General features: G+C 71.6%; 17 protein-coding genes. 8 read left to right on the forward strand and 9 right to left on the reverse strand.

Translation table 11 applies throughout. The annotated features are described in order from the left end of the window. Positions 1 to 236: 236 nt before the first annotated feature. Entirely contained in the window at positions 237 to 686 is a 450-nt protein-coding gene (locus QM779_RS05630) for a VOC family protein (RefSeq protein WP_428532849.1), read from the reverse strand. Between the two features lie 93 nt (positions 687 to 779). On the opposite strand from QM779_RS05630, the gene QM779_RS05635 reads away from it, so the two are divergent. Beyond that, on the forward strand, positions 780 to 2,057 hold the full coding sequence (locus QM779_RS05635; protein ID WP_428532852.1) for an NAD(P)/FAD-dependent oxidoreductase: 1,278 nt from the start codon (positions 780 to 782) through the stop codon (positions 2,055 to 2,057). Positions 2,058 to 2,060: 3 nt separating this feature from the next. Here the strand turns inward: QM779_RS05635 and QM779_RS05640 are convergent, their stop codons facing one another. The 5 genes from QM779_RS05640 to QM779_RS05660 all read right to left on the reverse strand — a co-directional run bounded on the left by QM779_RS05640 (position 2,061) and on the right by QM779_RS05660 (position 8,068). After that, positions 2,061 to 3,260: an NAD(P)-dependent oxidoreductase gene (locus QM779_RS05640; RefSeq protein ID WP_428532855.1), complete on the reverse strand. Its 1,200-nt coding sequence runs from the start codon at positions 3,258 to 3,260 to the stop codon at positions 2,061 to 2,063. Between the two features lie 59 nt (positions 3,261 to 3,319). Beyond that, positions 3,320 to 4,573 (reverse strand): complex I 51 kDa subunit family protein, encoded by a 1,254-nt coding sequence (locus QM779_RS05645; RefSeq protein ID WP_428532858.1) that lies wholly within the window; start codon positions 4,571 to 4,573, stop codon positions 3,320 to 3,322. Further along, a complete protein-coding gene (locus QM779_RS05650; RefSeq protein ID WP_428532861.1) occupies positions 4,570 to 6,189 on the reverse strand; it encodes an FAD-binding protein in 1,620 nt (539 codons plus the stop codon). The genes QM779_RS05645 and QM779_RS05650 overlap by 4 nt, the downstream gene beginning before the upstream one ends. After that, positions 6,189 to 6,851, reverse strand: coding sequence for a 4Fe-4S dicluster domain-containing protein (locus QM779_RS05655; RefSeq protein WP_428532864.1), 663 nt, complete (start codon positions 6,849 to 6,851; stop codon positions 6,189 to 6,191). The genes QM779_RS05650 and QM779_RS05655 overlap by 1 nt, the downstream gene beginning before the upstream one ends. 383 nt (positions 6,852 to 7,234) lie before the next feature. Next, positions 7,235 to 8,068 (reverse strand): oxidoreductase, encoded by an 834-nt coding sequence (locus tag QM779_RS05660; protein WP_428532867.1) that lies wholly within the window; start codon positions 8,066 to 8,068, stop codon positions 7,235 to 7,237. Positions 8,069 to 8,169: 101 nt separating this feature from the next. Here QM779_RS05660 and QM779_RS05665 point away from each other — a divergent pair, with 101 nt between their 5' ends. Further along, positions 8,170 to 8,745 (forward strand): TetR/AcrR family transcriptional regulator, encoded by a 576-nt coding sequence (locus QM779_RS05665; RefSeq protein ID WP_428532870.1) that lies wholly within the window; start codon positions 8,170 to 8,172, stop codon positions 8,743 to 8,745. A 78-nt stretch (positions 8,746 to 8,823) separates the two neighbouring features. On the opposite strand, the gene QM779_RS05670 is transcribed toward QM779_RS05665, so the two are convergent. Next, positions 8,824 to 9,195, reverse strand: coding sequence for a DoxX family protein (locus QM779_RS05670; protein WP_428532873.1), 372 nt, complete (start codon positions 9,193 to 9,195; stop codon positions 8,824 to 8,826). A gap of 89 nt (positions 9,196 to 9,284) precedes the next feature. Between QM779_RS05670 and QM779_RS05675 the strand changes: the two genes are divergently transcribed. Then, on the forward strand, positions 9,285 to 9,803 hold the full coding sequence (locus QM779_RS05675) for a MarR family winged helix-turn-helix transcriptional regulator (protein ID WP_428532876.1): 519 nt from the start codon (positions 9,285 to 9,287) through the stop codon (positions 9,801 to 9,803). 326 nt (positions 9,804 to 10,129) lie between these two features. Next, the gene (locus QM779_RS05680; RefSeq protein WP_428532879.1) at positions 10,130 to 10,681 is read left to right on the forward strand and encodes an adenylate kinase; all 552 of its coding nucleotides are present in this window, start codon (positions 10,130 to 10,132) and stop codon (positions 10,679 to 10,681) included. Here QM779_RS05680 and QM779_RS05685 read toward each other — a convergent pair. Beyond that, positions 10,665 to 11,861: a low temperature requirement protein A gene (locus QM779_RS05685; RefSeq protein WP_428532882.1), complete on the reverse strand. Its 1,197-nt coding sequence runs from the start codon at positions 11,859 to 11,861 to the stop codon at positions 10,665 to 10,667. The genes QM779_RS05680 and QM779_RS05685 overlap by 17 nt on opposite strands. Before the next feature lie 138 nt (positions 11,862 to 11,999). Here QM779_RS05685 and QM779_RS05690 point away from each other — a divergent pair, with 138 nt between their 5' ends. Further along, entirely contained in the window at positions 12,000 to 12,722 is a 723-nt protein-coding gene (locus tag QM779_RS05690) for an SDR family oxidoreductase (protein ID WP_428532885.1), read from the forward strand. A gap of 87 nt (positions 12,723 to 12,809) precedes the next feature. Here the strand turns inward: QM779_RS05690 and QM779_RS05695 are convergent, their stop codons facing one another. Then, positions 12,810 to 13,193, reverse strand: a complete 384-nt coding sequence (locus QM779_RS05695; protein WP_428532888.1) for a hypothetical protein — start codon at positions 13,191 to 13,193, stop codon at positions 12,810 to 12,812. Between the two features lie 120 nt (positions 13,194 to 13,313). Between QM779_RS05695 and QM779_RS05700 the strand changes: the two genes are divergently transcribed. The 3 genes from QM779_RS05700 (at position 13,314) to QM779_RS05710 (ending at position 14,488) form a co-directional block, all read left to right on the forward strand. Next, the gene (locus QM779_RS05700; protein WP_428533081.1) at positions 13,314 to 13,691 is read left to right on the forward strand and encodes a DUF2200 domain-containing protein; all 378 of its coding nucleotides are present in this window, start codon (positions 13,314 to 13,316) and stop codon (positions 13,689 to 13,691) included. 252 nt (positions 13,692 to 13,943) lie between these two features. After that, the gene (locus QM779_RS05705; RefSeq protein WP_428532891.1) at positions 13,944 to 14,225 is read left to right on the forward strand and encodes a type II toxin-antitoxin system Phd/YefM family antitoxin; all 282 of its coding nucleotides are present in this window, start codon (positions 13,944 to 13,946) and stop codon (positions 14,223 to 14,225) included. After that, positions 14,222 to 14,488 carry a type II toxin-antitoxin system RelE family toxin gene (locus QM779_RS05710; protein ID WP_428532894.1) on the forward strand — a complete coding sequence of 89 codons (267 nt, stop codon included), beginning with the start codon at positions 14,222 to 14,224 and terminating at the stop codon, positions 14,486 to 14,488. Before QM779_RS05705 ends, QM779_RS05710 begins: the two co-directional genes overlap by 4 nt. Positions 14,489 to 14,526: the final 38 nt, after the last annotated feature.

Below are 14,526 nucleotides of genomic sequence, written 5' to 3' on the forward strand. Positions count from 1 at the left end.
CCGCCGATCGCCCATACGCGCGCTGGAGGAGCGATCCGCCCATCCGCCGCGCATTTCCGCAGGGAAGCCCGCGCTCCAGGGGAATCGACGCGCGGATCATGGGCGCGCTTGCCCACCGCAGACGGGCCTCGCCATGGAGCCGCACCAAACGACCCCGCCCGCGGAATTGCACCGCCGATCGGTCCTGCACGCCCCCAGGGGACCGATCCACTGATCCGGCGTGCAAATCCGCGGGCTCAGCCGGCCCGATCGATGCGCTCGGCGAGCGACACGATGATCCCCTCCGGTCCGCGCAGGTGGACCATGCGCCACTCCCCCTCGTACTCGCCGACGTCGCCCACGGTCCCGTAGCCGTCTGCCGCGACCCGCTCGACCGCCGCGTCGAGGTCGCGCACCTGGAAGGTGACGTTGCGCAGCCCGAGGGCGTTCTCCGCCGGCGCCGGGTCGCCGGGCAGGTGGTCCGGTTGGACGAAGCGGGACAGCTCGACCCCGGTGCCGCCGTCCGGTGCCCGCAGGACCACGATCTCCACTCGCGCGCCGCTCATGCCGATCACAGTGTCGAGGAACTCACCTTCTACGAACGTGCGGCCCTCGACCACCAGGCCGAGCGCGACGAAGAAGTCGGCTGCGACGTCGAGGTCCGCGACGGTGATGCCGACATGGTCGAAGCGCTGCACGAAGGACATGCGTCCATTCTCACCGGGTGGCAAGGCTGCCGTCTGGCCGCGCGGGCGGCGCGGCCCGACCATGGAGGCAGGGTCAGCCGTCGAGGGGGCCACATGGCAGCCGTGGAGATCGTGGTGTTGGGCGCCGGCTACTGCGGGCTGTGGACGGCCCGCCGGCTGGGCCGGAGGCTGCGCCGACGCCTCGCCGACGGCAGCGTCCACCTCACCCTGGTGTCGGAGATGGACCACCACGCGTTCCACGGCTGGACGGCGGAGGTGATCACCGGCGACGTGCTGCCCGAGCACGCGCGCGTTCCGATCGCCCACCTGCTGCCGCACCCCACGACGATCCTGCACGGCTCGGCGGTCGGAATCGACCTGTCTGATCACACCGTCGAGGTCGTCCTGGACGGAACCACCCGTCGCCTGCCGTGGGACCAGCTGGTCGTGGCCGTCGGTAGCAAGGACGCCCGCGACCGTATCGACGGCCTCCGCGCCCACGGCTGGTCGGTGAAGGACGACGGCCAGCTCGCCGCGCTCAACGCCCACCTCGGCGGTCTGGCCGCCGCAGCCGTCGACGCGGACCCGCAGGAGCAGCGCCGACTGCTGACGGCCGTCGTCGCAGGCGGGGGTCTCGCCGGGACGGAGATGGCCGCGGCGATCCTCCAGCGGCTGAGGGACGAGGTCGCGGCCCGCCCCGGGCTGGCGGCGGCCGCGGCCGCAGGCCTGCCGCGGGTCGTGCTGGTCCACTCCCACGACCGGCTGGTGGCCGACCTGCGCCCGAAGGTCGCCGACTACGCGACCGCGCGGGTCCTGGCGACCGGGGTCGAGGTCCGCCTGAACCACCGGCTCGCCGAGGTCACCGCGGACGGGGCGGTCCTCGACGACGGCACGCTGCTGGCTTCGGCCACCGTGCTCTCGGCGCTCGGCCAGGAGGTCGTCCGGGTCGCGGGGACGGAGGCGCTGGCGCACGACGACCGGGGGCGACTGGTCACCGACGACCTCCTGCGCACCGCCGCACCCGGCGTGTGGGCGGGCGGGGACGCCGCCGCTGTTCCGCAGCCGCGCGCCGCCGCGTCCTGCCGGTCGGACGCGCTGTGGGCGATCGCCCACGGCAAGCACCTCGGCGACAACGTGGCGCGGGTCGTCGCGGGTGCCGAGCCGGTGCCGTTCACCTTCCGGGGGCTCGGCAGGGCGGCGAGCCTCGGGGTCGGCCACGGGGCGGGCGAGCTGTACGGCCTGGACCTGGTCGGGTGGCCGTCGTGGCTGTTCCGGTGGGCAGTGTTCCACTGGTTCATGCCGTCGCGACGGGTCGCCGTCGCGACCGCGGTGGGCTGGTTCCGCCGGACGCCGTGGCCGGTCCGGGAGCAGCGGCTCACCGCAGGGGGCTGAGGCTCACAAGACGATCACGGTGACGTCGATGACGGCGTCGTGGGCCTTGATGGCCTCGACCAGGCCGGGCTCGACCACGCCCTCGACGCTGATCCGGGCCACCGCGGCGACCGCCCCGTCGAAGATGGTGTTCTCCATCTCCTGCACGTTGATCCCCGCCGCGCTGATCGCGTCGAGCGTGTGGGCCAGCGTGCCGGGCCGGTCGAGGTGCCGCACGACGATCGAGGACGTCGCCGCGGACTTGATCGCGAGGTTGACGGCGTGCGGGACGGTCCCGGTCTGCGCGAAGGTGCGCACGATCCGGACGGCCTCCGCGGCGATCGCCTCCTGCGCCTGGTCGGTGGAGGCGCCGATGTGGTGGGTGCCGTAGACGCCGGGCAGGCTCGCGAGCTCTGGAGCGAACTCCCCGGTGCCCGTCGACGGCTCGCCCGCGTACACGTCCAGCCCCGCGCGCAGGCCCTTCGTCCTGATCGCGTCGGCGAGCGCGACCTCGTCCACGACCTCGCCGCGCGAGGTGTTGATGAAGAACGCCTCCGGCCGCATGGCGTCGAAGAAGGCGCCGCCGAGCAGCCCGCGGGTGCCGTCGTTCAGCGCGACGTGGACGCTGACCACGTCGGCGGCCGCCGCGACCTCCTCCGGGGACGCGAGGCTCGTGATGCCCAGTTCCGCGGCGCGCTCGGCGGTCAGGCTCGGGCTCCACGCCACGACCGGCATGCCGAACCCCTTCGCCCGCGGGATCATCTGGGAGCCGATGCCACCCACGCCGATCAGGCCCAGCGTGCGCCCGTACAGCCCCTTCGCGTGGGAGTACTCCGCCTTGTTCCAGACGCCGGCGCGCAGGTCGGCCACGTTGTCGGCGATCCGGCGGTCGAGCGCCGTGATCAGCCCGAACGCGAGTTCGGCGACCGCGATCGAGTTCTTGCCGGGACAGTTCGCCACGTAAATGCCCAGCCGCGACGCCGCCGCCACGTCGATCGTGTTGTAGCCGGCGCCGGCGCGGACGACCAGCTCGAGCGGGCCCGCAGCGAGGACCGCCTCGGGGACCTTCGTGCTCCGCACGACCAGGACTTCCGGCGCGTGTGCGAGCACCGCATCCACGAGCGCCTGGTCCTTCAGGGACGACTCGTAGACCACCTCGCAGCCGGCCGCGGCCAGCCCGTCCAGCCCTGATTGTTCGAACGTGTCGGCAACGAGTACGCGCATGACCCCAACTTAGGGCCGCGCCGCGCCGGGCGCGCCCGAATCGGCGAGGGCGAGCGCCCTCATCCGCCGATCCCGACCGCGCGCTCGTACTCGCTGCGGAACGTGGCCAGCGAGCTGGCCAGGACGGTGGCCGCGCCGTCGACGAGGCCGCAGCGGCCCGAGCCCGGCAGCATCCGGGTGAAGTTCTCCAGGGCCTCCAGGTCGGCGGGGTGGCCGGCGCCGGCGTCGATCCGCTCCAGCAGGCGCGAGACCTGGCGCGTGCCGATCTTGCAGGACGGGCACTGGCCGCAGGAGTTCGCGGCGAAGAACCCGACGTACTCCGCGGTCTTGCGCAGGATGCTCGTGCCCTCACCGACCACGATCATCGCGCCGGTGCCGAGCCGCGACCCGCGCGCGACCAGGCTCTCGAAGTCGAGGGCGACGTCGAGGTCGCGGTCGGTCAGCAGCGTGTTGGACGGCCCCCCGGTGAACACCGCCTTGAAGCCCTTGCCCGCCAGCATCCCGCCGCCGTGTTCGAACACCAGCTCGCGCAGTGACGTCCCCATCGGCAGCTCGTGCAGGCCCGGACGCAGCACATCTCCGGACAGCGAGTAGAGCTTCGTCCCGACCGCGTCGCCGAGGCCGAGGTCCCGGTACCACTGGGCGCCGTGGCGCAGGATGTGCGGGACGTGGGAGAGGGTCTCAACGTTGTTCAGCAGTGTCGGCGCACCGTGCACGCCCCGTTCGGCCGGGTACGGCGGCTTCAGCGTGGGGAACGGGAACCCGCCCATCACGTTGGCCACGGCCGCGGTCTCCTCGCCGCCGACGTAGAGCCCCGAGCTCTCCCGGACGTGCAGCCGCACCGGCGCGCCCACCAGCGCCGACACCTCGTCCAGCAGCGGGTGCGCGCTCCAGGCCAGGGACGACAGCCGCAGCGCCACCACCGACTGGTCCTCACGCGGGTTGACGTACAGCGCGATGTTGGTGGCCCGGACCGCCACCGCGGCGATCAGCGCGCCCTCGATCACCTGATGCGGGGTGCGGGAGAGCAGGAAGCGGTCCTTGAACGTGCCCGGCTCGTCCTCGTTGCCGTTGCACACGATCCACTTGCCGCCGCCCTCTGCGTGCGGCGGCTGTGCGGCGACGGCCGCCCACTTGCGGTGCGTGGGGAAGCCCGCCCCACCCAGGCCACGCAGGCCCGCCTCCTCGATCGTGGGGATCACGGCGTCCGGTTCGGCCAGCGCGTTCCGCAGCCCCTCCCCTCCGCCGACGGCGAGCCAGGCCGGCAGGTCGGCAACGACCTGCACCTCGGGGGCGGTGAGCACGGGGGTCATGCGCCCCTCCGCAGGTCACGGGCCGCGTCGAAGTTGCCGTAGGGAGGGAACAGCATGGGCGAGGTGCGGTCCAGCGGGAGCCCGTGGGCCTCCATCGCCCTCCGCCAGTCGGCCAGGTGGGTGAGGCCGACGTTGCGCGGCTGTTCGCCCCTGGCCTCGGCGGCCGCGCCCGCGCCGGCGAGGCGTCCGAACACCACCAGCTCGAGGAGGGCGTTGCCCATCATCCGGTTCCTCCCGTGCAGTCCCCCGGTGACCTCGCCGGCTGCCAGCAGCCCGGGGACGGTGGTGCGACCGTCGGTGCTGATCTCGACGCCCCCGTTCTGGTAGTGCAGCGTGGGCCGGACGAGGAACGGCTCCTCCGCGGGGTCGAAGCCGGCCCGGCCGGCCAGGTGCCGCAGCGTGACGAGCTCGCGTTGCAGGATCCCCGGACGGTCCTTCTCCAGGCTCGGGGTGTCGAGCAGCACACCCACCTTGCCGTCGCGCTCGACCCCCCGGCCCTCGGCGATCTCGCGGAGGATCGCCGCCGCCACGATGTCGCGCGGCTGGAGTTCGTCCACGAAGCGCCGGCCGCGCCCGTTGACCAGGAACGCCCCGGACGAGCGGGCCGCCTCGCTGATCAGCTGGCCCTCCAGCAGTCCGGGCCAGGCGATGCCGGTCGGGTGGTACTGGAAGCTGTCGACGTCGCGCAGCCGAGCGCCCAGCCGGTACGCGAGCACCAGCCCGTCCGCCGTCGCCCCGTAGTGGTTGGACGTCGGGAAGCCGCCCAGGTGCAGCCGTCCCGACCCGCCGGTGGCCAGGACGGTGGCCGCGCTGCGCGCCACCACGGGACGGTCGCGCGCGAGGTCGTGCAGCACCGCGCCCGCGCAGCGTCCCCTGTCGTCGCTGAGCAGTTCGAGGGCGGGGTGGTGGGCGAGGATGGTGACGTTGGGCTGGAGCAGGGTGGCCTCCCGCACCGCCCGCATCAGCTCGAGGCCGGTGAAGTCGCGGTAGGAGAGCAGGCGGGCGGCGCTCGCCCCGCCGGGCGTCTTGCGCCGCAGCGTCCCGCCCATCCGCTGGCCGCCGTCCGCCAGGTCGAAGCTCATCCCCTCCTGGATCAGCCAGCGGATCGCGGCCGGGCCGCCGGTGACCAGGGCCGCCACCAGCTCGCGGTCGGCGGCGAAGTGACCGGCCCGCAGGGTGTCCTCGAAGTGGCGCTGCAGGCTGTCGTCGGCGCCGACCGCGGCCTGGATGCCACCCTCGGCCATCACCGTGTTGCTGTCACCCAGGCCGAGCTTGGTCGCGAGCAGGACGCGGGCGCCCGCGCGGGCGGCGGTGAGGGCGGCGATGCAGCCGGCTCCCCCGCCGCCGATCACCAGCACGTCGGCGTCCAGCGCGGGGGCGCCGGCGATGTCCACGTCCTGCAGCAGGGAGTCCGACTGGAGCAGGTCCCCGAGGACGGGCGGACAGGGCTGGCCGGCGTTCGGGCCGATCAGCAGGGTGCCGCGTCCCTCGGCGCTCCGGTCCGGGTGGAACCGGTCGAGCAGGTCGGGCACCGGGAGGTCCAGCGGACGCGGTGCCGCCGGCGCCGACCGCCGCCACGCGGCCCGTGCCTTCGTCCACGCGATCCCCGAGGCCATCAGGCCTCCCCCGCGTCCGGCTCGGACGGGTGGGCGCCGGGGGCGTCGAGGTCGATGGCCTGGCTGCCGGCCTCGATCTCGTGCAACCGCATGATCAGGTCCGAGGGACGCAGTGTCATCGACGCGGTCATCCGGCGGACGAACTGGCCGAGGTGGGCGGGGTCGATGTGCTCGGGGCAGGCGGCCACGCACAGGTTGCACTGCACGCAGTCGTCGAACAGCTCTGCGGCGGCGTAGGTCTGCCCGACGGCGGCGAGGTTCACCATCTTCTCCACCTGGATGCCCTTCGGGCAGGCGGAGTCGCACCCGCTGCAGTGCCGACAGCGTTTGGCCTCGGGGAACAGGTCGTCGACCTGCGCGATCGCGTCCCAGCTGTCGCCCAGGTCGTGCAGGTCGTACGAGTGCGGACGCGAGCCCCGGGACAGGTTGACGAAGGCCACCTGCATGCCGTCCTCGACGAGCGTCTCGCAGGCCAGCCCGGTCGTGGCCAGCCGCTCACCGGTGCGCCGGACCAGGACGCGGCACGCGCCACACACCGCCTGCCCCATGCAGCCGACGTTCCCGGTCAGGGGCAGGCCGGCGGCCACCCAGGCCTGCAGGAGCGAGGTCCCGGGCTCGGCATCGATGGTGTGCCCGTCGATCACCAGCCGCAGCGGCGCCATGGCACGACCCTACCCGCGCGCCCCCCGCCGGGCACCACCCCCGGCGCGTAACCGGGCACGGTTCTCCTTCCGCACCACCGGGTCCTCCGGACGCCGAGATCCCGGCTGCCGCCGGGATGACAGGGTTGAGGTCGCTCGCCGGGGTGACGGGGTGAGTTCGATCGTGGGGACCACGGGTGAATGTTCTTGTCATCCCGGGCTTGACCCGGGATCTCCGCGTCGATGCCGTCCGCCATGACACCGAGATCCCGGCTTTCGCCGGGATGACAGTGTGAGTTCGCTCATCGAGTCGCAGGTTGAGGTGAGCTTGTCATCCCGGGCTTGACCCGGGATCTCCGGCAGAAGGCGGACGCAACCGGAGGCACGATCCGGCCACCCGTGCCTCAGGGGCGGGGCAGTCCGACCGCGCGTCCGATCAGGGCGTCGTAGGTGCGGTCGGGCAGGACGCGCCGGGCCGCGATCAGCGGCTTGGCGCCGGCGCCGACCGCGTAGCGCGTCCTCGGCCGGCGGGCGGTGACGGCCTTCGCGATCGCGTCGGCGATCACCGACGGCGGGGAGTTGCGGTTCGCGTTGGCGTCCGACCGCAGCGCGCCCGCGACGGCCTTGGCCTGGGCGGCGTAGGCGCCGGTGCCCGAAGTCGCCTCGACACGCTCGGCGGCGATCCCTCCCCACTCGGTCTCGATGCCACCCGGCTCGATCACCACCACGTCGATCCCGAACGGTGCGACCTCGATCCGCAGGCAGTCACTGATCGCCTCCAGGGCGAACTTGGTGCCGTGGTACCAACCGCCGAGCGGGGTGTGCAGGCGGCCTCCCATCGAGGAGATGTTCACGATCCGTCCCGAACCCTGCGCCCGCATGGTCGGCAGGACCAGCTGGATCAACCGCACCGCACCGAACACGTTCACCTCGAACTGGCGGCGGCCCTCATCGAGCGGGACGTCCTCCAGCGCACCGTAGGAGCCGTAGCCGGCGTTGTTCACGAGGACGTCGATCCGTCCGGTCTCGGCCGTGATCCGGGCGACGCCGGCCTGCATGGACGCCTCGTCGGTCACGTCCATCCCCAACGGCCGGACGCCGTCGGCGGCCAGGGTCTCGAGCCGCTCGGTGCGGCGGGCCGCCCCGTAGACGGTGTAGCCCAGCGAGTGGAGCTTGCGGGCGGTGGCCTCCCCGATCCCCGAGGAGGCGCCGGTGACGAGGGCAACAGGATTGGTCATGGTCTCTCCCTGCGGTAAAGTGAATCACGGTTCAGGTACATCATGAACCATCGTTCACTTTAAGACAAGAGCGCCCGCTCTCCCTGCCTCCGGAGGATCCCATGCCCGCCGCCCGGCCCCAGCGCGCCGACGCGCTCCGCAACCGGCGACGGATCCTCGACGCCGCCTCGGAACAGATCACCGCGAACGGTCCCGACGTGGGCATGGACGAGATCGCCACAGCTGCCGGCGTCGCGGTCGGCACGCTCTACCGGCACTTCCCGACCAAGGCCGACCTCCTCAGCGCCGTGATCGCCGTGGACATCGCCCAGATCGCCGACGACGCCGAAGCGTCCCTCGCACGCACCGAGGGCGGCGCGCGTCCCGTCGACGAGGTCGTCGGCTTCCTCCATCGTGTCGCCGACGCCACCGCGCACAGCCACGCCGTCAAGGCGGCGGCCGCGGGCCTCGGCGTCCCCGGGCACGGCGACCAGACGGACGAGGCCAGGGCTGCAGCGGCCGTCGGCGCGCTCCTGGCCGCCGCGCAGCGCGACGGTGACGTCCGTCCACACATCGGCGTCGAGGACATCTACCTGCTGATGACCACCGCGCCGTCAGAGCACCCCGAACAGATCCCCCGCTGGCTCGACCTCATCGTCCCCGGCATCACCACGGACGGGGCACGCGACCGGAAGTAATTCTCCGAGGCCGGGGTGGCTGCGGACGACTGCCGGCCGGGCAGTTCCGGCCACGGGGCGACGCCCGAGGTGGATCCGTCAGAACGCGTACGGCCCGAAGCGGGCCCAGGCGACCACGGCGGCCAGCACCAGCAGGACAGCGTTGGCCGCGATCATCTGCGGCTCCTTGCGGCGGGCGTGAGTGACGGCCGCCCCGATCATCACGATCACCAGGCCGGTCGCGGCCAGCGGGGTGAGGATCGGCAGGATGCCCGTCGCAGCGGGGAGCACCAGACCCAGTGCGGCGAGGATCTCGACGCTGCCGATGAACCGCACCATCGGGGTGGAGAAGTCTGCGACCCAGCCCATGGCCTGCTGGAGCTTCTCCCTGGGCTGGCTGACCTTCAAGGCGCCGGCGGCGAGGAAGACCAGGGCCAGGACGGACTGGAGGATCCAGAGGACGATGTTCACGACGACTTCTCCCGGGTGGCTGGTGGGCAGATTGCTTGCTGCGGAAAGTATCTTGGAAAGTACTTCCCGCGTCAACTAATATCCAGGTCATGAGCGAGTCCGCGACCCCACGCTGGCTGACCCCGGACCAGACCGGGGCCTGGATCGCGCTGGCCTCCACGATGGTGTGGCTGCCGGCGGCGCTGGAGGAGCAGCTCGCCCGCGACGCCGGCGTCAGCCTGGTCGAGTACTCGGTGCTGTCCTGGCTGTCGATGCAGCCCTCCCGCAGCGCCAGGATGAGCGACATCGCCGCGCTCGCGAACGTCCGGGCGTCCCACCTCTCCCGGATCGCGGCACGGCTCGAGGGCCACGGCTGGCTGCGGCGGGCCCCGGATCCCGCGGACGGTCGGGCGACCATCGCCACCCTTACCGCTGAGGGGTGGGACAAGGTGGTCGCGACGGCGCCCGGCCACGTCGAGGAGGTCCAGAGGCTGGTCTTCGACGGACTGTCCCCCACCCGGGCCGCCGAACTCCGAGCCATCTGCGAGAGCGTGCTCCACGCCGCACGCCCGGACCTCTGCCTGCCCAGCCCCCTCGGGGAGACCGCGGAGCGGCCGGCCGAGCGCTGAACCGCTCCGTCCACGGTCGGTGGTGCGCGGCCGCCGCGCGAGGTCGGCTCGACCCTTGACCCGGCCGGGACGACTCCGTGTCAGTCCGCGGCGGTTACGGGCGGAGCCGGGGTGGCCGTCGTGAACGCGTGCCAGTTGATGGTCGTTCTCAGGGGTCTGGGACGGCCCGTAGCGACCGTGGACTGACACGGGCCCGGCGACACCTGTTCCAGACGCCCCATAACGACCGCCATCTGACACGCGCTCCAGGGCAGGGGCTCGGCCGCCGGCCTTGGTCGTGCAGCTCACGGCGGCGCAGACCCGTCCGGCCGGGTACGGTCACGCGTATGCCCCTCGCGACGATGGCCGATGTCCGGCGTGCGCAGCGCGTCCTGCTGTACGGGGTCACCGGGTCGGGGAAGTCGACGGCCGCACTGGCTCTCGGCGCCCGTCGTGGGTTGCCCGTGCACCTGGTCGACGAGGAGTTCGGCTGGCTGGGGAACTGGGTGCAGCGACCGGTCGAGGAGATGCGGGCGCTGGTCGCGGCGGCGGCGTCCGAACCGGAATGGGTGTTCGACACCGCCTACGGGAGCTTCCGCGACCTCGTCGAACCGCGCGCGGAGGTGGTCATCGGGCTGGATTACCCGCGGTGGCTCAGCCTGCACCGGTTGCTGCGGCGCACGGTGACCCGCCTGGTCGACCGCCAGCCGATCTGCAACGGCAACGTGGAGACCCTGAGGCAGGCGTTCTCCCGGGACTCGATCATCGCGTGGCACTTCCGCAGCTTCACTCGCAAACGGGCGACCATGCGCGGCTGGGCCGCCCGGGCGGACGGACCGGCGATCATCCTGTTGCGGCATGCGCGCGAGCTCGACGAGCTCCTCACCGCTCTGGACTGAGGCCCTTCCCTCCCACCCGCTCTCCGGCCAGCGGTTGTCGCCAGACCAGGACGGCGACCACGGTGACCAGGATGACCGCGGTCAGCGCGATCGGCACGGGAAGGACCGGGTCGATGAGGACGAGGAACGCGCCCCCGGGGACGACGGTGTTCACCCAGCGGTCGGCGTGGCGGCGGATGGCGAGCAGCCAGACTCCGAAGATGAACACGGCAATCGGAGTCGTGGTGGCGAACGCCGCCGCTGTGCTGCTGAGCTCGCTGTGGTGGGTGAGGACATCGATCTGGACCTCGATGCCGGCCGAGAGTGCTGCGGCGGCGGCGAAGATGACGTAGTGGCCGTAGCCGTAGGCCAGCGAGCTGGCGAAGCCGCTGATCGCGGTGTGGTGGGGTGGCCAGAAGTAGATCCACCACAGCGCTGCGGTGATGAGGAGTGCGAGGCCGGCCAGCCCGATCAGGGGCCCGATGGCCTCGTCGTCGTGGGCGGCCTCGATGATCGCGTTGGCCGAGGCCAGCAGGCTCTCGCCGAGCACGATCAGGGTGAACAGCCCGTAGCGCTCGGTGACGTGGTGCGGGTGCCAGGGGGTGCTCCCGGTGCGTTCAGCCACGATCGGGACGGCGAGTTCGGCCAGCACGAGGATCACGAGGGCGACGAGGAACAACCCGCCGGGCAGGAGCAGTGCGGCCAGCCACAGGGCCTGCACCACCATGATCCCGCCGGCATAGAGCAGGGCGGCGCGATGGACAGCGCCGGGCGACCTCGAGGCACGCAGCCACTGGGCGACCATGGCGAGCCGCATCACCACGTAGGCGAAGACCAGCACCGAGTAGTCCTGCTCCTCGAACGCGGGCTGGATGCCGGAGGCCAGCACGAGCACGCCGCCCATCTGGATGATGGTGAGCACGCGGTAGAGCCAGTCGTCGGTGTCGAAGGAGGTCGCGAACCAGGTGAAGTTCATCCAGGCCCACCAGATCCCGAAGAACACGATCAGGTAGTTCACCAGGCCGTTGGCGATGTGGGCCTCGCTGAGCTGGTGGTGCAGTTGGGCCGACGCGACGCCAACCGCGACGACGAAGACGAGGTCGAAGAACAACTCCAGGGTGGACGCGCTCCGTCCCGGTTCGTCCGGATCACGCGGCCGCATCGGCACCAGCCGGAACCGCGAAGGCAGGGGCGCGGACATGCCGTCACCGTAGCCGCCCCGCCACGTCCCGGGCAGCCTCCATCTCGGCACATCGGAGCCCGACCCCGGCCGCTGCCGGTGGGTCCTGGGAACAGCGGGGCACTGGCTGGACGGCCGCGCCCGCGGCACGCTGGAGTCGTGGACCTGAAACACGACACGGTACTCATCACCGGCGGGACGTCCGGGATCGGCCTGGAGATGGCCGAGCAGCTGTCCGCCGAGGGAAACACCGTCATCGTCACCGGACGCGACGAGGCGAGGCTTCAGCGGGTGCGGGACTCGCACCCGCGGTTGCGGGCCTACCGGGTGGACGTGACGGAGCTGGCGTCCGTCCAGTCCCTTCGCGACCGGGTGGTGGCGGACTTCCCTGGGCTGAACGTGCTGATCAACAACGCCGGCCTGATGCAGAACATCTCCTTCCCGGAGGCGCCTGCGGAGGGCGTCGCCGACGAGGTCGCGGTCAACCTGGCGGGGCCGATTCTGGTGACGCAGGTGTTCCTGCCGCACCTCCTGCGGCAGTCGGCGTCGGCGATCGTCAATGTCACGTCTGGCATCGCGTACTTCGCGTTCGACAAGGCGCCGGTCTACAGCGCGTCGAAGCTGGGCCTGCACTCCTGCACGCAGACGCTCCGCCGGCAGTTGCGGGGCAGGTCGGTCGAGGTCTACGAACTGGCGCCACCGCGGACGACGAAGCCGATGTTCAGCGGCTCGGAGGCCGACAACCGGGAGGTGGACCGCATCCCGAAGATGCCGGTCGCCGATGTCGTCTCGATCATGATCTCCGGCATGCGGAAACGCCGCTACGAGATCCTGCCGGGCATGAGCAAGATGTTGCGGCTCATGGGCAAGGCCCGCCTGTGATCCGGAGCCCGTCTGGAGGCGGACGAGGACGCCAACCGGCACGGAACGTCCGTCAGCGAGGACGTGACCGCGCCACGAGCGAACGGGCTAAAGACCCGGGCGCCTCGGCGAGAGCTCCCGCCACACCGCGCGGGCCGCGTCGACCGTGCCGATGACGGGTGCTTCGCAGCGCCGCTCCGACTGCTCGACAGCGACCTGCCAGGCACGCATATCGGCAGCGCCTCGGCAGGCGGCCGCCCGGATGGTGGCGATCGCGTCGTAGGAGCGCAGGTCCCGCCAGTAGCGCAGGGCGGCGGCGTCGATCGCCTCTGCGACGACCTCGAACCGCCGGGCCGTCGCGTTTGCTTCGGTCATGGTGGCGACCGCCCTCGACGCCCCCACCACCGACGCCTGGAGTTCGGACGCCAGGTCAGCCAGATTGTCGGCCGCAGTGGTGCTGTGTCCGGGCGGGCGATCCAGGTGGGTAACCATCGACGACTCCTTCGGCTCGTGTCCTTGGACAACCGGAACCGTCCGTCTCTGTCGGCCCTGACCCGAACCCGGGCGCTGTTGCCAGGGGCCCCTCGCCGAGTTGAGACTGGAGCCGTGGCCATGGAAGAGACGCCTCGCCAGCGGGCGAACGCCGAGCGCGTCAAGCAGATGTCGTTCGCGGCCTTGTACCCCAGCTATGTGGCGAAGGTCGAGCGGAAGGGACGCACCCGCGGCGAACTCGACACGGCGATCTGTTGGCTCACCGGGTTCGAGGAGACCGACCTCAAGGGACACCTCGCCGCCGGGACGACGGTTCGGGACTTCTTCGACGCGGCCGACCTGCACCCCGACGCGGCCATGATCACCGGAGTTGTCTGCGGGGTGCGCATCGCTGACATCACCGACCCGCTCATGCGCCGCGTCCGCATCCTCGACAAGATCGTCGACGAACTGGCAAAGGGACGGCCGCTTGAGAAGGTTCTCCACGCCGAGGCCTGAGCGACGAGGACTGCCTTGGCTGGCGCACCTTTCAGAGTGTTCACGACGCTCCGCCGAGCGCGAGTCCCAGCCTCCACAACGTCCCCAACGACCACCGTCGCGCGCAAACTGTGTCCGAAATGTGTGCAACCCCGCGGCCGCTCCCGGTCCAGCTCCAAGCCCCGGGGTGTCATCGATCGAGGTCGAGCGATCGCAGGCAAGGCCGCAGATCAGGACGTTGCAGCGCCTGGCGATGTAGCTACACTTGTGGCCATGCCGGTTGAAGGCTCCAGGGCGCTGAAGGACGTGAAGGACCACCTCTCGGAGGTCGTGGACCAGGTCGAGCGCGAGCACGAACGGGTCGTGATCACCAAGCACGGCCGGCCCGCTGCGGTGGTGGTCAGCGTGGACGACTTGGCCTCGCTGGAGGAAACCCTGGACATCGCAGGCCGCCCCCAGCTGATGCGCCAGATCCGGGCCAGCCTCACCGAACTCACCGCGGGAGAAGCCGAGGTCCTGACCAAAGACGAGATCCTGCGCACCCTCACCGCATGAGCCAGGAGCAGTTCCCGATCGCCTGGACTCCGACGGCGAAACGAGCGCTGGCACGGCTTCCGGAGAAGGTCGCCGCCGCAGCGGTGGCGTTCATCTACGGCAGCCTGGCCGAGAATCCGCACCGGGTTGGGATGCCGCTGCGTCGCGAGCTCGAAGGCATGCACAGCACTCGACGAGGAGACTTCCGCGTCATCTGCCGGATCACTGACGTGGTCACGATCCTGGCCATCGACCACAGGGCCGACATCTACCGCACCCATTGACCCGCCGGAATCTCGCGGTCAGGGTGGGGACTCGCCCC

The organism is Propionicimonas sp. (genome assembly GCF_049840635.1).
GTDB lineage: Bacteria > Actinomycetota > Actinomycetes > Propionibacteriales > Propionibacteriaceae > Propionicimonas.